Origin of the sequence: Rheinheimera pacifica (assembly GCF_024809855.1) — a bacterium.
Taxonomy (GTDB): Bacteria; Pseudomonadota; Gammaproteobacteria; order Enterobacterales; family Alteromonadaceae; genus Alishewanella; species Alishewanella pacifica_A.
The window spans coordinates 68,866-88,906 of record NZ_JANUEM010000001.1; the positions used below are offsets into that span (position 1 = coordinate 68,866).

Annotated in this window: 13 protein-coding genes; 1 reads left to right on the forward strand and 12 read right to left on the reverse strand. The window is 44.7% G+C overall.

The annotated features are described in order from the left end of the window. Positions 1-56: 56 nt before the first annotated feature. The 12 genes from htpG to M2404_RS00400 all read right to left on the reverse strand — a co-directional run bounded on the left by htpG (position 57) and on the right by M2404_RS00400 (position 17,495). On the reverse strand, positions 57-1,991 hold the full coding sequence (gene htpG, locus M2404_RS00345; protein WP_259237468.1) for a molecular chaperone HtpG: 1,935 nt from the start codon (positions 1,989-1,991) through the stop codon (positions 57-59). A 116-nt stretch (positions 1,992-2,107) separates the two neighbouring features. Beyond that, complete coding sequence (gene recR / locus M2404_RS00350; protein ID WP_259237470.1) at positions 2,108-2,710, reverse strand: recombination mediator RecR; 603 nt, start codon at positions 2,708-2,710, stop codon at positions 2,108-2,110. Next, the gene (locus M2404_RS00355) at positions 2,710-3,036 is read right to left on the reverse strand and encodes a YbaB/EbfC family nucleoid-associated protein (RefSeq protein WP_259237472.1); all 327 of its coding nucleotides are present in this window, start codon (positions 3,034-3,036) and stop codon (positions 2,710-2,712) included. Before M2404_RS00355 ends, recR begins: the two co-directional genes overlap by 1 nt. 127 nt (positions 3,037-3,163) lie before the next feature. Beyond that, the gene (dnaX, locus tag M2404_RS00360) at positions 3,164-5,254 is read right to left on the reverse strand and encodes a DNA polymerase III subunit gamma/tau (protein WP_259237473.1); all 2,091 of its coding nucleotides are present in this window, start codon (positions 5,252-5,254) and stop codon (positions 3,164-3,166) included. 48 nt (positions 5,255-5,302) lie between these two features. Next, a complete protein-coding gene (gene apt, locus M2404_RS00365) occupies positions 5,303-5,851 on the reverse strand; it encodes an adenine phosphoribosyltransferase (RefSeq protein WP_068232301.1) in 549 nt (182 codons plus the stop codon). A 234-nt stretch (positions 5,852-6,085) separates the two neighbouring features. Continuing rightward, positions 6,086-6,850 carry an HvfC family RiPP maturation protein gene (locus M2404_RS00370; RefSeq protein ID WP_259237474.1) on the reverse strand — a complete coding sequence of 255 codons (765 nt, stop codon included), beginning with the start codon at positions 6,848-6,850 and terminating at the stop codon, positions 6,086-6,088. A 3-nt stretch (positions 6,851-6,853) separates the two neighbouring features. Continuing rightward, on the reverse strand, positions 6,854-7,699 hold the full coding sequence (locus tag M2404_RS00375; RefSeq protein ID WP_259238215.1) for an HvfB family MNIO-type RiPP peptide maturase: 846 nt from the start codon (positions 7,697-7,699) through the stop codon (positions 6,854-6,856). Positions 7,700-7,784: 85 nt separating this feature from the next. Continuing rightward, entirely contained in the window at positions 7,785-8,171 is a 387-nt protein-coding gene (locus tag M2404_RS00380) for an HvfA family oxazolone/thioamide-modified RiPP metallophore (protein ID WP_259237475.1), read from the reverse strand. A gap of 96 nt (positions 8,172-8,267) precedes the next feature. After that, positions 8,268-10,121 carry a tetratricopeptide repeat protein gene (locus tag M2404_RS00385; RefSeq protein WP_259237476.1) on the reverse strand — a complete coding sequence of 618 codons (1,854 nt, stop codon included), beginning with the start codon at positions 10,119-10,121 and terminating at the stop codon, positions 8,268-8,270. A 27-nt stretch (positions 10,122-10,148) separates the two neighbouring features. After that, positions 10,149-12,998, reverse strand: a complete 2,850-nt coding sequence (locus M2404_RS00390; RefSeq protein WP_259237477.1) for a TonB-dependent receptor plug domain-containing protein — start codon at positions 12,996-12,998, stop codon at positions 10,149-10,151. 558 nt (positions 12,999-13,556) lie between these two features. Next, entirely contained in the window at positions 13,557-14,498 is a 942-nt protein-coding gene (locus M2404_RS00395) for a retropepsin-like aspartic protease (RefSeq protein ID WP_259237479.1), read from the reverse strand. 186 nt (positions 14,499-14,684) lie between these two features. Next, positions 14,685-17,495: a TonB-dependent receptor domain-containing protein gene (locus M2404_RS00400; RefSeq protein WP_259237480.1), complete on the reverse strand. Its 2,811-nt coding sequence runs from the start codon at positions 17,493-17,495 to the stop codon at positions 14,685-14,687. 496 nt (positions 17,496-17,991) lie between these two features. On the opposite strand from M2404_RS00400, the gene dinG reads away from it, so the two are divergent. Next, complete coding sequence (gene dinG / locus M2404_RS00405) at positions 17,992-20,031, forward strand: ATP-dependent DNA helicase DinG (RefSeq protein ID WP_259237482.1); 2,040 nt, start codon at positions 17,992-17,994, stop codon at positions 20,029-20,031. Positions 20,032-20,041 lie beyond the last annotated feature (10 nt).

Below are 20,041 nucleotides of genomic sequence, written 5' to 3' on the forward strand. Positions count from 1 at the left end.
ATGTTTGCTGATAAGACCTTTGCCGCAGCTATGCGGCTGCAGCAAAGGTGATACGGTTACTTCGCTAAAGACAATAACAGGCTGTTAAGCCTGGCAACAAAGGATGCAGGATCTTTTAAATTACCGCGCTCAGCCAGCAACGCCTGATCCAGTAACACTTCAGCCCATTGTTTAAAACGGTCTTCATCTTGCTCATCAGCAATACGCTTAACCAGCTGGTGCTCCGGGTTAAGCTCAAAAATCGGCTTCACATCCGGCACTTTCTGACCAACTGACTCCATTAACTTGATCATCTGCGTGCTCATGTCAAACTCGTCAGTTACCACGCAGGCTGGGCTTTGTGTTAAACGATGGCTGACTTTTACATCTTTAACCTGCTCACCCAGTGCCGTCTTAAAGCGGCTCAGCACATCAGCAAAAGCTTTTTCGGTTTCTTGCTGTGCCTGTTTGGTTTGCTCATCATCCAGCTTGGATAAATCCAGGCCACCTTTGGCAACTGAGCGTAGTTTCTTACCATCAAACTCTGTCAGGTGCTGTACCAGCCACTCGTCGATACGATCGGATAGCAGTAATACTTCCAGGCCTTTTTGGCGTAATACTTCTAAGTGCGGGCTGTGCTTAGCAGCAGCAAAGCTGTCGGCGACGATATAATAAATCTCATCCTGACCTTCTTTCATACGGCTGACATAATCCGCCAGCGCCACATTTTGCTCACTGCCTTCATTATGGGTAGAGGCAAAACGCAGCAGAGCAGCAATTTGCTCTTTGTTAGCCATATCTTCGGCCGGGCCTTCTTTTAACACCTGACCAAACTCAGCCCAGAATGCCTGATATTGCTCAGCATCTTTGCTTAGTTTTTCCAGCATCTTCAATGCCCTGCTGCTGCAGCCTTTACGTAGTGCCTGGGTTACTTTGGTGTCTTGCAGAATTTCACGTGATACGTTCAGTGGTAAGTCACTTGAATCCAGTACACCTTTGATAAAGCGCAGATAACTTGGCATAAACTGCTCAGCGTCATCCATAATAAACACGCGCTGTACATACAGTTTCAGGCCGTGTTGTGCATCGCGGTTCCACATATCAAACGGCGCTTTTTTCGGCACATATAACAGGCTGGTGTAATTATTATTACCTTCAACCTTATTGTGGCTCCAGCTTAACGGCTCGTTCCAGTCGTGCGAAATATGCTTGTAAAACTCCTGGTACTCTTCGTCTTTAATATCGGATTTATCACGCGTCCACAAAGCAGTAGCTTTGTTGACAGCCTGCCAGTGGCCTGGCACTGCAGCAATTTTCTCGCCTTCAGCACCATCACGTTCTGGTTGTTCTTCCTGCCATAATTCAACCGGAATGCTAATATGGTCAGAATATTTGGTAACGATACTCTCAACTTTCCAGCGACTTAAAAACTCATCTTCGCCTTCACGCAGGTGCAGCACAATATCAGTACCGCGCGTTTCTTTACTGATCGGCGTAATACTGTAATCACCCTCGCCAGCTGATTCCCATTCAATGGCTTCAGTGGCGGCAGCACCGGCTTTACGGGTACGCACAGTAACTTTATCCGCTACTATAAACGCAGAATAAAAGCCCACACCAAATTGGCCGATTAGCTTGGAGTCTTTACCCTGATCGCCGGATAATTGTGAGAAAAATTCTTTGGTACCGGATTTGGCAATAGTACCCAGGTGGCTTATTACTTCATCCTGGGTCATACCTATACCATTATCACTAACAGTTAAGGTACGGGCTTTTTCGTCTAAGCTGATGCGAACACGTAGCTCGCCATCATCACCGTACAGGCTGCCATCTGACAATGCCAGAAAACGCAGTTTATCGGCTGCGTCAGAGGCGTTTGACACCAGCTCACGCAGAAAAATTTCCTTATTGGAATACAGTGAATGGATCATCAGCTGTAATAGCTGTTTCACTTCTGCCTGAAAGCCGTGGGTTTGCTTTTGGCCGGTTGAAGTGGCTGTAGTATCACTCATTGTGGTTATCCTCGAACATCACATTTTGACAGTTATAACGCAGGCTGCACCGGCAGCCAGACACTGACAACTAATATGGGGAGAATTAACCGGATTTCAAGCAGGGTTATAGCAGATTAAAATACTTTACGGCCGCTAAAAGCGTGTGACAGCGTAGTACCGTCGACAAACTCCAGCTCACCGCCCACCGGAATACCCTGGGCAATGCGTGACACGCTTACCTGATGTTTGTGACACAGCTCAGCGATATAAAACGCTGTGGCATCGCCTTCTACGGTGGGGTTTGTCGCCAGAATAAGCTCGGTAATACCTCCGGCAGCTAACAATGTGCTAAGTTTATCCAATCCCAGATCCTGTGGCCCTATGCCATCCAAAGGTGATAAATAACCCTGCAACACAAAATAGCGGCCTTTAAACTGGCCGGTTTGCTCTATTGCCAGTTGGTCAGCCGCAGAACCGACAACACAGATAATACCATCCAGCGCACGGGCCGGATCAGTGCATATGTGGCATAGCGCTGTTTCACAAAACGTACGGCATTGCTGGCAATGCCCTACCTTTGTCATGGCGGCACTTAATGCAGTACCTAACTGTAAACCCGCTTCACGGTTGCGCTCCAGCAACGAAAATGCCATGCGCTGCGCAGATTTAGGCCCTACTCCGGGCAAAATGCGCAGTGCATCAATCAGCTGCTGTACCAGCGGGGTATAGCGGCTCATCAGAATGGCATTTTCATGCCAGGCGGTAACTGCAGGCCACCGGTAACAGCAGCCATTTTTTCTTTACTGGTTTCCTCAACGCGGCGCACAGCATCGTTAATTGCTGCAGCAATTAAATCTTCCAGCATGTCTTTGTCATCCTGCATCAGGCTGTCATCAATACTGACACGGCGCACATTATGGTTGCCCAGCATGGTTACTTTAACCAGGCCAGCACCGGCTTCACCGGTTACTTCCATTGCCGCAACTTCAGCCTGCATTTTCTGCATTTTTTCCTGCATGGCTTGCGCCTGCTTCATGATGTTGCCCATACCGCCTTTAAACATAATGTTGTACCTGCTGTAAAATTAAATTGAGTTAGCAGTGCATCAGGCACTGACCTTTACCGGCGACAAGATAATAACTTCGCCACCGAATTACAAGTTGTAAGCGCTTGGCGCCCTGGTTAAACCGCTAGTTGACCACTATAGTATCGGGTAGCAATTGTGCATCAAACAGCTGTTGTAGTTGTTGCACCTTGTCATCCTCATGCAACAGGCGGCTAACGTAACCAAACCGCTCCTGCACAATCTTCTGCTGGATGGCTAAAGGGCTCGCTGCCACTTCAGCCTGATAGCTGATGTCAATTTCCAGCGGCTGGTTAAAACTTTGTTGTAGTACCTGCTGCAGCTTAGTGCGAAAGCCCGGGCTGTCCAGATGTTGCTGGCTTTGTGCCACCGTTAAAATAAGCTTATCGCCATCTAACTGCATAGCAGCATTGAGTAAAAACAGCCTGCTTAAGCCGCCGGTATCCAGTGTTTCAACCCGTGCCGCCCATGCATCTACCTGAGCAGCAAAGCGAACAGAAAAATTTTGCTCGTTGATACTACCATCAAAATTCTCCAGTATTGGTGACGCGGGTGTTGTGTCAGGCTGTTGGCCGTTTTGTTGTACATCCTGTTCATACTGTTGCCATAGCGCATCTGTGGCGGCCGCATCATACTGTGGCATATCTGCATCGTCACGTTCATCATAGTGGCTATTATCAACAGGCGGATAAGCTTCCCGGGTGATAACCGCAGCAGGTTGTTCAGGCGCCGAAGTTATTATCGGGGGGCTGACGTTTACCGGTTCAGGCGACTGGGCTACTGCCGCTTTTACTGCTTCAGGCGCTTTTTGCAAGGGCGCCTGCTGGCGCTCAGACTTTTTTGCTTCTGGCGCTGCAGTTACTGCTACCCCACGGCGCGCCATAATACGGGCAGTAACAGGGTCAATGCCGCCTGTTACATCAGCAACTGCATTTTGCCCTGACGGGGCCACCGCTTGCGCTGGTGTTAGTGTTTCTGATGCTGTAGCAGAATAGTCGGCCGTGTCTTTTACGGCTTCTGCTGCAGGCTGCGGCTCAGGCTTCTGTGCTGTTGGCTCTGCAGCCACAACCGGCATTACAGCAGCAGTTTTAACCGGTGCGATACTTTTGCTTTGTGTCTCAGGCACAAAAGCCATCGCACGTAACAGTGCCATTTCCAGCCCGGTTAATGCATCAGGGGCATATGGCAGCTCTTTTTTACCGCTAATAAGTAACTGGTAATAAAGCTGTACCTGGGCAGGCGCTAAGGTATCGGCTAGTTGTTGTACAAAAGCTTGCTGCGCCGAAAAGCCAGCTGCGTTCTGACTGAATTGGCTAAGCGCAGTAAGGTGCAGTATAGACAACATATCGTCCAATACCTGGCTGAAGTTGCTTTGCTGTTGCACCAACGCGGCCAATTGTATTTGCAACTGCGCGACATCCTGCGCCAGAATTGCCTGTAGCAGCTGTTGCGCCCAGCTTTGATCCAGAAAACCCAGCATAGTGCGCACGATATCAAGTGTTATATTAGCGTTACTTTGCGCAATAGCCTGATCAGTAAGGCTTAACGAATCACGCAAACTGCCTTTTGCAGCACGGGCCAGCAGTGTTAATGCGCTTTGTTCAAAGGGGATCTGCTCTTCACCCAGCACAAACGCCAGATGCTGCTCAATTTGCAGCGGGCTTAATGCCAGCAAATTAAATTGCAGACAACGCGATAAAACAGTAACCGGCAGTTTTTGCGGATCAGTGGTTGCCAGTAAAAATTTAACATGCGGTGGCGGCTCTTCCAGCGTTTTTAGCAGTGCATTAAAGCTGTGCTTTGACAGCATATGCACTTCATCTATCAGATAAACCTTAAAACGGCCACGGCTGGGTGCATACTGTACGTTGTCGAGTAAATCGCGGGTATCTTCTACTTTGGTACGTGATGCAGCATCTATTTCCAGCAAATCAACAAAGTTACCGGCATCAATTTCCTGGCAAGCAGAACACTGGCCACAGGGTGTAGCAGTAATACCCTGTTCACAGTTTAAACTTTTAGCAAAAATACGCGCTATGGTGGTTTTACCGACACCACGGGTGCCGGTAAATAAATAAGCATGATGCAACCGGTTGGTATTCAGGGCATTGCCCAGTGCGCTTTTAACATGCTCCTGCCCGACTAACTGGGCAAAATGTTGCGGGCGCCACTTGCGTGCTAATACCTGATAACTCATAACGGCTGCTGATATCTTGTAATAATTGGGATCTTTGACAGACTAAACTTATTCGCCACTATACTCAACCAGACTGAGGATATTTAATCCGGCTTGCTGCAAACGTTTAACACCGCCCAGTTCGGGCAATGCAATAACAAAAGCCGCGTCATCGACAATACCACCAAGCTGGCGTACCAACTTAGCTGTCGCATCAATAGTACCGCCGGTAGCCAGTAAATCGTCAACCAGCAATACTTTATCACCCGCAGCTATAGCGTCAGCATGCAGCTCTAACGCATCTTCACCATATTCCAGCTGATAACTTTGTGAAATACGCTGACGTGGCAGCTTGCCCGGTTTACGTACCGGCACAAAAGAAATACCCATGGCATAAGCCAGTGGCGCACCAAAAATAAAGCCGCGTGACTCAGTACCGACAATTTTGGTAATGCCTTTATCAGCATAAAAATAACAAAAAGCGTCGATCACTTTTTTAAAACTCGGGCCATCCTGCATCAGGCTGGTTACATCACGAAATACTATGCCCGGCTTTGGATAATCAACAACCGTTTTAATAACCTGTTTTAATTCAAGCTCTAATGCCTGTTTGTCCATGTTAGAAAACCTTTTATTAAGCGCCCCTGCCGGGACAAAAAAGCCGCCCTCAGGCGGCCTTCTATTATGCTGATGCATTATGCCAGAATCTGGAACCAACGCACTATAGGCGCCAAACACAGTAAAGACACAAACACTGCAACCAGGGCAAGAAACTGCCACAGGTTAAACGACTCTTTAAACTTTTCGTCTGCCATTGCACTACTCTTCTGTAATCAGCGAATTTAAGGGCAGTTATGGTAATGAATTTTGTTCTGCTTGAAAAGACACCAACACACCTTTTGCGGCAAAGTCCTGCAATAAAGCTGTGGCTCCCTGCATTAGCTGCTGCTCGCTAAACTGCGGCAGTAGCGGCAGCAACTGTTGTACTAAAGCTGACAAAGTACTGCCGCCTGATTGCTGTAACGTTTGCAGCAACGCTGCAGTAAGCTGATTAATAAGCACAAACTTTATATCGTCCGCAGTATTCCGGTACAACAGATAATACTTTACTTCGCCTGGTGCCTCAGGCTGATAAGCAGAACTGATTTGGTGCACCTCATAAGGGTAAGCCAATACCATGGCAAGCGATGATAAATACAGCGGCGCATCTACGATTTGCTCTGCGTTCAACAACGTTTCAGCTTGCGGCAACTGCTTTGTTGCCAGATAAAGTTCAGCCCACTCATAATGCGCCAGCTCCAGCATAAACACCGGATCGTGCTCAGTAGCAACATAATTTTGCTGCAAATAATGTAGAAAATGCTCTGCAATATGCAAAAAATAAGGGCTGGAGCACTGATACTGTATAAAAAATTGCCTCACCAGGGCGTGCCAGGCCGTGTCTTTATATAGTGATTTCAGCACAGGGAATGCATTGGCGATAAAACCTTCCACATTATTAAAAAACAGCTCACGGTATATCGCCATACGCCGATCTTCAATACCCTCCGGGGCACTCTGATGCTCAGGATCTTTAATATGAGCAATAAAGGCCTGCTGAATTTGCTGAAACTGCATCTGTTACGCCCTCAATATCTGGCTTTGGGCCAAAGCGAGTTGCTGTAACGCTTTAATTTGCTGAAGCTCTTCACTTAACACACTTAGCTGCGGAATATTAAAATCACGCTCCAGCAATGTCGGTTTAACACCATGATACTGATAGGCCTGCTGCAATAATTGCCAAACGGGGTCTACAACTGCCGAGCCATGAGTATCGACCAGTAAATCCTCCGCCTCTTTAAAATGGCCGGCTATATGATAGTAAGCTATACGCTCAGATGGCATAGCCTGCAAAAACTCGCTGGCGTTATAATTATGATTAACTGAATTAACATAAATATTATTTACATCCAGCAATAACTGACAGTCAGCTTCCTGCAATACTGCCCTGATAAAGTCTGCTTCAGGCATCTGCTGGCCGGGTGCCGCATAGTAAGATACGTTTTCCAGAATTAACGGCTGCTCCAGAATATCCTGTACCTGCCGTACACGCCTGGCCACATAGCGCACAGCTTCATCAGTAAAGGGTATAGGCATTAAATCATACAGGTGACCATCGCCGGAGCAATAGCTCAGGTGCTCACTGTACAGGCTGATATTGTATTGACGTAAAAACTGCTTTACCTGCTTAACAAAAACCACGTCCAGCAGTGCAGGGCTACCAATCGACAAGGATAAACCATGACAAATAAAGCGATACTGCTCCGTGAGCTGCTTAAACTTCTTTTGCAGCTTGCCACCAAACGGGAGCCAGTTTTCCGGCGCCACCTCAAAAAAATCAATCTCAGGTGGTTTAGCCGTTATCAGTTCATCCAGCATTTCACGGCGTAAGCCAAGCCCTGCTCCTGATACAGGGGGCTGTGTCATTGTGTGCATATATCAGGCTCCAGTAAAATAAAAGCCTGCACTATACAACGAAGCTGTACAACTATGCAGGCCTTAACGGGCTTAATTAAACACTACCGCCGCATTTGCCTTCGCCGCATTTCCCCTCGCCACACTTGCCTTCTTTGGCCTTGTCTTTTGCTTCTTTGGCTTTATCAGCACCGCATTTTGCTTCACCACACTTGCCTTCGCCACATTTGCCCTCTTTAGCTTTACTGGCTTTGGCCTTCATTTTATCTTCGCCGCATTTACCCTCACCGCACTTGGCTTCTTTCACCTTATCCTTGGCTTTTTTTGCTTTATCTTCACCGCATTTACCTTCACCAGCCACCATCTCATAGCCCGAGGCCAGCTCTATCGCAGTAAAAGGGTTAGCATTTGCCGTAGTAGTTACCGTAGCCAGTGAGCTAAAGACTAAAGCACCTACCGTCATAGCGACATTTGATTGTTTCATTGTTTTCACCTGTTGTTGTTAGTTGCTTAGTATAAGACCTGCTGAACTAAAGATTTATTTCAGGCCCCAACCACTATATTGGATCTGCTAAATTATTTACACCGGAACTATGTCGCAAGGCAAGGTCATTCGATGTCCACCTTCTGCAGAAAATGGTATCGTTCCGTGCCAGATAAAGCTTGGGAAAATGACACAAAGCCCCTCTTCGGGACAGATCGTTCTGTCAGGTTTTTCAGCGTTATCAACAGACAGAGTGGTTTGACCCAACTTTAGCCATCCAGCCTGGGTCGGATCATCTTTGTTTATGCTCGGTGGAACATCTAAATAAGTACATAAAGATAACCATCCCTCAGGATGAACATGGTTAGTATGAAATCCAGCGTTACCTAACTTTACAGACCAAGCCCCGGAAAAACGAAAACGTCCTGTATTTCGCTGCAGCAAAGGGTGATGGTTATCCAACGGCAACTTATTAAGATAATTCTGAACATGAGGTTCAATTAGTGCTTTATAAGTCTGAATAATTGGGTCTGGACTGGAAAAAAGATAACCAACGGTTTGCGTTCCATTCCTTACACTTTGATCAAGCGGCTGCCGTGTGGTTTTATGTAGACGAGTTATGGCTAATTTCAACTCAGACCAAAACTCAGAAAAGCTGGCATAACCCGCAGGAGTTTGCAGTTTTTCAACGCTGACATAGTCATCATAGTTATTTAACCAATTATAATGCTGAATATCCCCTGTTAAACGAAAACATAAGCCTCGATACGCAATAACTTCTTGATTATTTGGCTCTAAGGCCAGCGCTTTATCGAGCCATTGTTGAGCTAACAATAGCTTGCCAACTCTAATAGAGGTACTTGCAAAGTCTAAGATATATCTGACATTACTGTTTTGGCTTAGTGATTCCTTGTACAGCAGAAAGGCTTTTTCATAATTTTTTTCACTCAATGCTATGCCACCCTGTGCATGCAACAGGCTATGCTGCCGACCGAAATTGTCCAAACCTCTTTGAATAACATTTTCAGCAGAAACTACATCACCTGACATAAATAAATTCTTTGCGTAACTTAAATACATGCCGATAGATGGAAATTTTTTCTTTTCAAAAATATTGGAATAGGATTTTAAAAATTTAGCATTTAAATCGCTCTCCCAATACATTTTGTTAAGAGACTCATGAGCGTCAATATAATTTTCATCAGACTCTATAGCTTTTAGCAAAAAAAACTCTGCCTTTTCGTAGTCAGCAGCATCATAGTAGACACAACCTTTCATAAAACAAACTTCGGCTGTGTCCGGCAAACTGTCCAAACACATCATCGCAGCTGAAGTCTGCCGTAACCGCCTTAAAATCAGCCCCTTTGTAACGACGATGTTGTAATTATGGGTAATTTTTTCCGCTGCTAAAATTGTCTGTAATGCATCATCCAGTTGATGTTGCTCTAACAACATTCTAGCCTGCAAAACAAAAAATCTGGCCTGTCGCGCATGTTTAGATATGGCTTTTTCAATGTAGAAGGATGATTTTTCAAACTGCTTCTGCTTGTTATATATATATGCAAGACCATATAAGACATCAAAGTTATCCGGCATTGCAGCGGTGCAGCGTTCAAATAAATCTTTTGCCTGACTTAAATTATTGGTTGAAAGCAAACAATTAGCGTAATTAAGTACTAGTGTAAAATTATCCGGCGACAACGCTAAAGCTCTTTCGAAGTAATCATTAGCTTGCAACGCATCAGCATCTTTTAAGCACAAAGCATAAAGATGGAGCACTTCTGCATGCACAAACCCTTGGTTTAAAATTTCACTACATATCCGTGCGCAGCTGGTCAAATCACTTTTTTCAAATAACCTTATTGCCTCAGAAAATATGACTTTAAGATTCTGCATCGCCACTACCACCATTTCTATCAGCCAAAAATTTAAATAAAAAAAGCCGGTCAATATTGACCGGCTTTTAATGTCGAGCGTTTAGAACCTGGTCGTTACATTTAAGTGAACATAACGGCCTAGCAGATCCCAGAACCCCCCAATAGTGTTGGTATTCGCCAACACGCTACCAACCAAAGGTGGCTCTTTATCAAAAATGTTGTTAACACCTAACTGTACGGTAACGGCATCATTGACATAGAAACGCCCAACAAGGTCGATATAGCTCTGGCCAGATATTTTATTACCGATTAGGTTATTCTCTGCACCATCATACTCAACCTCGCCAAAGTACCGCCATTTGGCTCCCAAATCCCAGAAACTACCTGAGCTGTAATCAACTGACATGGTATGACGCCACTCTGGCTGCGCGAAACACTTACCAGAAATTAAGCCTGAACAGTCGTAATCTGTATCCGCAACGCCTGGCAATGGATTATAGTATTTTTTCAAATTGCGACTACCAATGATAGACGCCTTCAGTGTACCATCCCCCAACGCGATCGAGTAATTCGCACTAACGTCAATACCGCGGTACTGTTCTTCACCCAAGTTTAAGTTTGTGGAGGTTACATAACCTGCCTGACCTAACCATAAACTGCCGTTTGCAGCACGATTAATCAGATCACAGTATGAAGCTAAACCTGTTAAACCACACTGGGTAATTGTTTCTTCAGGATCCAATGCAGAAATAACATTTGTTAACTCAATATTCCAATAGTCAATACTGAAGTTAAAATTCTCAAATGGATTACCCACGATACCAACAGTAATAGTTTCACCTTTCTCAGGTTGCAAATCAGGGTTACCGCCAAAGAAACCATTGTATTGGTTAGCATTGTTCGGGTTGATATTGCCGTATTGTGCGGCTGTTACACCAGTATTAGCACACTGAGCAGCTGTAAGTACCGGATTAGCACCAGCACAAGGATCACTGCCCGCCCATAAGCCAATGCTTTGTGTACTAAATAATTCTCCAACATTCGGCGCACGTACAGCTTTATTGTAGCTGGCACGAGCTTTCCAATCGGCATTTATTGACCAGTCAACAGCAACTTTATAGGTATTCTCGCCACCAGACGTTGAATAATCAGAATAACGAGCACCTAACTCCAACACCAGATTATCGGCAATTGCCGTATTATCAAGTAACGGAATACTCAGCTCGGCAAATACTTCATCAACTTTGTAGCCACCGTCCAGATCACTAGTCGGACCACCCTGACCTGCTAATGCACCTTCCGCATATATAGTGTCAACTGTACGACTAAAGAAAATGTCACGCTTTTCCACTCCCAGAACCGCAGCAACCGGCATAGAATGCCCTGGCACTGTGAATCCGGTTTCTCCCGTCACGAAAGCATTTAGTATTTTTTGCGTACTGAAACCCGTTGCGATAGCAGCTCCTTGTAACTGCCGGGCAGCTTCAGTCGTTACACCACCAAAAGTGAACACTTCATATGGAATACAATCACCGGTACAAGCGGGCGCTCCCACAGCGCCTAAGCGTTGAGCCATATAGTTAACGTAAAAGTCGTTTTTATATGCATCTGATGAACTGACTGAACCATACTGATATGAAACATCATAGCTCCAGCTATCGTTAATCATACCTTCAACACCGGTAACGATTCGGAAAGAGTTGTGCTCCAGATTAGCCTGACGACCGCCCCCTTCGACATTTCGTTTACCGATGTAAATTTCTAATTGTTCTGCTCCCGGAAAGGCTTCGGCGAATTGCGCCTGTTGCGCAGCGCTGAAAATCGGGCTGTTAACATCGAATGTAAAATTCTGGAAGAAAATACCTGACTCTGCAATCTGCCCCGTTGTGCGGTTTTGCATATAATTTATTTCGGTATATACATTCGCATGTTGATTAACTTCATAATTTACGAACGAACCTAACGTAAAACGTTTATCCGGACGCATAAAATGGTTCACCGGTGCAAAGTTATAAACATTCGTCACGTCTGTAAATTCAGTGGTACCACCATTGTCTATAATTGACCAATAAGCATTTTGATCAAAATCTACTTCGCCATCAACATAGGGGTAAATATCAAAGTTTGGAATATCTGCCGTGTCTGAGCCACCGCAAGCTAAAGTTCCGGGGTTGATGGCACAGGAAGCATAGTCACGCTCACCCTGTAGCATTTCATCTACGTTACGATAAGAAGCAAAAGCGGTTGCATGGCCTTTACCGTCGGCAAAAGCGCCACCCAGAGTCAGGTCCAGTGTAATGGTTTTACCATTTAAACCCGAGTTACCGGTTTTGTAATCATAACCACGCTGGTCCATTTTCTCTTGGATAAATTTGTTATCGTTATCATGTTGATAACCAGAGTAACCTGCGTTAATTTCAACGCCTTCAAAATCTTTCTTCATTACGAAGTTAACAACACCCGCTACGGCATCTGCGCCATAAGTTGCTGAGCCGCCACCTGTTAAGATTTCAACCCTATCCACAAGTGCAGCAGGTATCTGGTTTACGTCTGATGCAGATGAATATAAACCACCAGGCTGTAAACGGCGGCCGTTAAGTAGTACTAAAGTACGGTTAGCGCCAATGCCCCGCAAATCTAATGACGCCGTACCAGTTGCACCGTTCACACTAAAAGCAGTGTCGGCAGCTTCCACCTGTGGAAGACTGTTCAGCATATCTTCAATACGGGTAAAACCACCCGCTTTTATTTCATCTGCAGTCGTTACCTGAATAGGGCTAGATGTTTCCATATCCGTACGTTTGATACGTGAACCGGTAACCTCAATTCGCTCAACTTTCGCTACGCCTTCTTCCTGTGCATTTACTGAAGCAGTAAATGCAGTGGTAGAAGCTGCGCCAAATGCTATGGCTAACCGCACGGCTTTGCTTAATTTACTATTTGTATACATGTATTTCTCCCTGGACCACTATCTAGTGATTCTATTTTTTTATCAGCCACCAACCACCCACAACCAATGGCATACCATTCACACCTGAAAAACACCAGTGTGTCACAACAGATAATAAGATCATACTTTCCGCAGGGTCAACAGTTTTGCGGAACAATTTACACTTACCGTTGTCAGGAGGAAATTTCTGGGTAAAGGTCAAATAGCGGATGTAAAGAGTAGAATTTTTCGCAATACACATACAGGAAATTCTTCCGGAGAGCATCAAGATTTAGCGGTAGCCTAAAGTTTGTCAGGATCAGAGTATGATTTCAGTCACTCTATATAAATGGCGAGATAAATTTCGCGATGTAAACGCGCCAAAGATATTCGGCTAAAAGAGTCAGAAGCGGGAAACACTTAATTAAAAAAATGTATGCTGAGCAGCGATTTAAGGCCTTAGCTGTACTAGCTCTCAATGACGCGTGCCATCGGGAAAAATTGATAAAGCTGTTGCCTGTCAGCAATGAGAGTGGTCAATGTTATTTGACCACTACATCATTTGAGGAATTTATCCAGCTATTGGACATCAAACCGAACCAAACTATTTAAGTAATCAAACGTCACCACAAAATGCTGCATTGCATCTAGCCCTAAACTGCCCGTGGCCTGCACATCTCTGCTAATATTGGTACCGGTTCTTACTTTACGTGGAACAAATGGAATGAGTCGCTTACCGCCTTCGACTTCAACCCCTAAAGATACATTTTCTAATTCGTATGGCCCAATCTTCACGCTGTTCAGTATGAAGACTTCTCTGTTTACTGACGTCGCTAAGTTTAATTCAGCTGCATCAGCAGCAAAAGCACGAGTTAACAGCCCCTCTTTTTGAGCAGCATCACGATTCAACGCCACGCCCTCAGCAATCGCAGTATCAAAAGTAAGCCACATATCTTTACCATGCACAGAAACTCGCAGAGCACGGGCTGACTGATCATTTTTCTTAATAGATTGACTACCCGGAGTACTTGCCACAGCTAAATCAACTTGTGGTTGCATAAGCACATTAGCTAACTTTGTCATGTCAAGCTGATTATGGCCAATTAAACGCATTCGTTTGTTCGGAAAGTCAAGTTGAATAATATGCTGGCGTAGAAAAGGAATACCAAGTACGAGTTCTCCAGCAACATTCTGCACAGCAATTAAATCAGAGAAAGTTAGCTCAACATCGAATATATTAACTTTAATATCCTGATAAACTTCAGCATTCCTTTCACCGTCATTATCTTTAAATAAAATTACGCCAGTTCTGCGCAAATTATCTCTATGCTGATCGATAAAACTCTCAGCAATAAAGTTAACTTTTGCTTTGGTGTCTAAGACAGCATGGGTATTTTGACCGTTAATTTTTATAGGAAATAAGATTGCTCCATTTTCCATTTTAAAATCAATCCACTCAGTAACTGCAGCTCCGGTCTTTACAGCAAAAAGCAAGCACAGCATTAATGTATACTTTAGCATCTGTCCCCCTATTAATTTTTAATTTTATTAAAGCCAATAAAATATGATAGCTATTCAAGGTAGAAAATCTTCCACCTTCGCTATTAGGCCAGAATATATATTAAAAATAATTATAAAATTGTAACAAAAAGCCCCTCCATTAATGGAGGGGCTTAATTATAAACTACAGCTTTAGCTCTTTAACTATTAGAACTTAGTATCAAAGCCAACGTACACAAACCGTCCCATATTAGAATACATTTCCTGATTATAGAATGGCCATGCATTAGGTGTTGAGAATGGCGGATCACGATCAAACAAGTTACGCATACCTAATGTTACAGAGGTATCCTGTGTAACATTGTAAGTCGTTGCCAGATTCATCTCTGTGTAAGAACTAACTGACAATGGCTTACCAAAATCAACAATAGTACTGCCATCTCTTACAACATCAAAATAGCCAATCAGCTCACAACTATTCTGTGCTGTATTACGAGATTGCCATACATCATAACCAGGCAGGTAACGAATTGACAATGACGTAGAGAAATCCTGAACATCTAAAGTAAATGTAGCGTTAGCATTCCAATTTCTGGCGCCATTTTTTGAACTGTCACATAACGGTTGAGTTCTGGATGTTTGATTCATATCTTTAAGCCGATATTCTGCCTTCAGAGTTGAACGCAGCACACCAAAACCTAAATCAGATCTGTCTGATACATCCAGTAACAAACCTTCAAGCTTACGCTCATTAAGGTTCTGTAAGTTAGTTCTTACATAACCTTCACGAAGAGCATCGTTCACTGTACCGTTTGGAGCACGTATTACCAATTCAGTTAAACGGCCTTCCGCTTCTTCATTCAAGATCTCCTGAATAGCTAAAGAACCAACAATGTTATCGATATCCAGTTTCCAGTAATCCAAAGAGAATGAAAGATTCTCGATAGGCTCAAAAACCACGCCTAATGATGCAGACTTAGATTTCTCAGAAGTCAGCTCTGGGTTACCACCACCTCTGGAGTTCAACTCTTTTGTTAAACAATCTGCATGAGTTGCAGGATCACCACCAGCCGCTACAGCCGCATTACATAATTTCGTATCAATAGCTCGTGTCACACCTTGAGACGTCGCCAAGAACAGATTGCTTAAGTTTGGTGCCTTAAAGCCTGTGCCTAAAGAACCACGAAGTAACAGTGTATCTGTTGGGCGATAAGCGAACTTACCAGAGTAAGTAGTTTGCGAATCATCGGCTAAATCCCAGTCCGCTTTATCATGGCGGGCCGCTAAGGTAATTTCTAACTGATCAAATACCGGAAGAGCAAGCTCAATAAAGGCTGCTTCGTTACTGAAAGAACCGCCACCATTTGAACCTGCACCACCAAGAACCTGTCCTTGTACAGTCGCTGGATCTGAAACGTCGCGATAAGTCTCATTCCGAACGTCAACACCCAGTGCCATGCCAATCTGTCCGCCAGGTAACTCTACTGGTAACATACCACCAAACACTAACGAGCCGAAACCGACTTCATAGTTACTAGTTCTGTGAATAGCTGCATTTAACGAGTTGCAAACAGCTTTTAGCTCTTCAGAAGCACAATCATTTATTACAAATGGATTTAAAGCACCAGAGATAAACGCGTTAGCAGTAGGTGTTGACAACAGATTGCCGCTAACACCAACTTGCTGGTTAGTTAAACGCGAAAAACCAATATCACCAGTTAAGCTAAAATCATCGTTAATCTGCCAATCAAAACCACCAATTGCTTCATAAGTCTGGTTGGTGACATCTTTTTCACGGTTACCAAACTCTAAATAACGGCGTACTACCTGTAATGATGCAGTACCAGCCGCGAATGCATCCAAAGCCTGCTGATATAACGCCTCATCACCACCGAACCGATCATTTAATAAATGATCTTTTACAAATTCAGAAGGAGCAACTCTTCCACTGCCACCTGCAACAACTACGCCACCTGGTGCAGCACCATTAGAGTTTAGCGTATAAACGCGGTTATAACGGAACTGTGCATCCAGTTGCAACGCATCACTCCAGTCATGTGTAATTTGTGTAAATAACGACTGACGGTCACCTTTAGGCTGGGAAAAATAAAGTGGACCAGTATCATACAAACATTGGCCAGCAGAGTTAATTTGCTCCTCAGGGCAATCGGCCCATGCTCTATTACCCAGAGCTGATGTAGGCAGGCCGCTATTATTTGTTGCACCTACAAAGCCTAAGGCTGTATAACCAGGCGTACCTGAAGGACTGCGGCCTTCGCCACCAGGAATAACGTTACCTTCCGAATCTCTAAGCACTGCAGTTTTGCCAAGATTACGATTTGTAAATGATGTTGCATCACGGGTAAAATGTTCAGCTGCAAACAAAATATTTGTTTTACCAGACTGTACACCAGCAACAATAGACAGCTTATTTTCCTTACCGTCGTGGTGCTCTACACCCATGCCAGTCTGAAAACTTACCTGAACACCTTCGTAGTTCTTTTTGGTGATAACGTTAATAACACCGGCAACGGCGTCAGAACCGTAAATTGCAGATGCACCATCACCTAAAATTTCAATGCGATCAACAGCCGCCATAGGCAACTGGTTTACGTCAGTAAAGATGCCCCCGGCAGAGTTTTTTGGCACCCGGCGGCCATTTAACAAAATCAAAGTATATTCTGGACTAAGATTCTTGGTACCAACTGAAGAGGCACCACCAGCTTGGCTAAGCCCCTGAGATTCGTTGAAGCCACTAACTGCAGCGTTAGTACGCAAAAACTCAGCGATAGTTACTGCGCCAGTGTTCTGGATATCACTAAAACTAAACACTGATACCGGGCTAGCGCCTTCCATATCTGTGCGTTTGATACGTGAACCAGTAACTTCAATTCTCTCTACTTTTGCTGTAGCATCTTCTTCGGCAGCGCTTGCAGAAAAAGTAAACGCTGTAGTTGAAGCGGCACCAAAAGCAAGTGCAATACGTACAGCCTTGCTTATTTTATTATTTATATACATGTATTTCTCCCTGGATCACTATTTTAGTGATTCTATTTTTACTGTACCAATCTCTTTTAAGGCGCTTGGCACTCCGCTTATCTCGGATAACCTCCGATTTATCGCCATGTGATAATAAACGTAATTTTTCAGCAGGGTCAACAGCTTTTAAGGAACAATTTGTAATTTACATTGTCACGGTCAGCGGCGAATACACCAAAACGGTGTTATTCTTCGCAATCAGTTACTCCACCACCTTTAATTCACCACATTTAAAATAGTACGATCAATGATTTATACAAAATCAGGCTTTGGCTATTATTTACACTGAAGTATTAAATATCGGCCTTGCAAAGTCGACAATGTAAACTTTTAATTACAAAAATTAATGGTATTCACCAAGCTGTACTCGTAAATACCTGAGCTAATTTTTCTAGATTTATTGAGCCACGAATGTTTTGCTTGCCTGCCCTATTACGTATACAATCAAACAACTGTATATAAATACACATCAAACATGTTAAGTGACCAGCTAAAAAGCCAGATCCGCGCTATACATACGCGCATTAAAACTACCCTGCCTAATTACCAACCCAGGCAGGGGCAGAACCAATTAGTTGCTGAAATGGCTAAAATCGTCTCAGGCACTTATCACCGGCGTGAACGTATTGGTTTAATTGAAGCTGGCACCGGTACCGGTAAATCGCTGGCTTATATGCTGGCAGTGATCCCTTATGCATTAGCGCAGAAGAAAAAAGTAGTGATCGCCACGGCGACGGTGGCACTGCAGGAGCAATTGGTAAACAAAGACCTGCCGTTTTTTCAGCAACACAGTAAGCTGTTATTTGAGTTCAGCCTGGTAAAAGGGCGACAGCGCTATGCTTGCATTGAACGCGTACGCCAGCAGCAAAAACATCCTGAGTTATTTGCCACGGCTAACGATGCAGCTTTTGACTGGCAGCAGTTACTGGATAACTGGCAGCAGCGTAAATGGCTGGGCGACAGGGATACGCTGACTACCCCTTTAGCTGAAGATTTGTGGCAGCGTATTGTGGCTGATCCGCTGCATTGTAGTAAAACAGACCGTCGTCATATGAATTGCCCGTTCCATCTTGCCCGTGCTGAGGTAAGTAACGCCGATGTGCTGGTGGTAAACCATGCGTTGTTGCTGGCAGATTTATCCAGTGGTAACAGTATATTACCACCTCCCGAAGAAACACTTTATGTAATAGACGAAGCCCACCATTTGCCCGATAGTGCACGGGAGTTTTTTGCTGCCCAGGCCCAGCTTACCCACAACAGCCTTTGGCTGGAAAAAGCTGCTAAAACCATTCAACAGTTAATTACCCTTTTACCCGCCACCGTCATGAAAGAGTTACTGCGCTTCGATGACAGCTGCAGTGAACTCAATAGCTTACTAAAACCGATAGAACGCAGCGTGACAGATTTTAAGCCACGTTGGTTTGCTGAGAAAACAGAGTTTCGCTTTACAGACGCTGCTCTGCCTAAGCTGTTTCAGCAGCAGGCAGAGCAACTGGCACAGGTTAGCCAGAAAGCCCTGACACAACTGGAAAAAATCCAGCAACACTTGCAGGAAAATATCACTGAGCAGCAATTACCGCTGAAGCAAAGCCTGAGCCTGTTGCAGGAGTTAGCTTACCTGCGCCAAAAAATTGAGCAGCAGCAAGCACTGTGGCAATTATATGCTTCAGAGCAGGAAAAAAATGTTTATCAGGCACGCTGGGTTGAACAGCAAAATCAAAGCCAGTACGTTATTGGCCACGCCTGCCCACTTGGCGTTGCAAATAAGCTGGAGCAGTTGCTATTTACTGATGCCTTCGCGGTTATCCTCTGCTCTGCCACCCTCACTGCGTTAAATTCATTTCAATACATTAAGTACGATCTGGGCTTAACACAATTTGAAGGTGTACAAACATTGCAGGTTGCATCGCCTTTTGCCTACGCAGAAAAGGGCCGGATTATTATTCCGAAAATGCAGACAGAACCAACAGAGCAAACTTATACCGACGAGTTGGCAACACTACTGCCGGCTTACTTGCCCGACGGTCAGGCCAGCCTGGTGCTGTTTGCTTCTTACTGGCAAATGCAGCAAGTTGCCGAGGCGCTGCGTAAACAGAAATTTTCACTGCTGGTGCAAGGCGAAGCTTCACGCCAGGCATTACTGCAGTTACATGGCGAAAACTGCAAACATAACCGCACCAGTATTTTATTCGGCACACAAAGCTTTTCTGAAGGGCTGGATTTGCCCGGCAAATTGCTAATCAATCTGGTTATTACCAAACTGCCTTTTGCTGTACCTACCTCGCCTCTGGAAGAAGCCTTAGCTGAGGCGATAACCAAAAAAGGCGGTAATGCATTTTTACAGCTGACTATTCCTGCTACCTCAAAGAAACTGGTGCAAGCCTGTGGTAGACTGCTACGCCAGGAGCAAGACGAAGGCCAGATAGTGATCCTGGACCGGCGCCTGGTAACTAAAGCTTACGGCAGTGCCATGTTAAACGCCCTGCCGCCGTTTCGTCGTCAAATTGAGTATTAACAGGAACCTG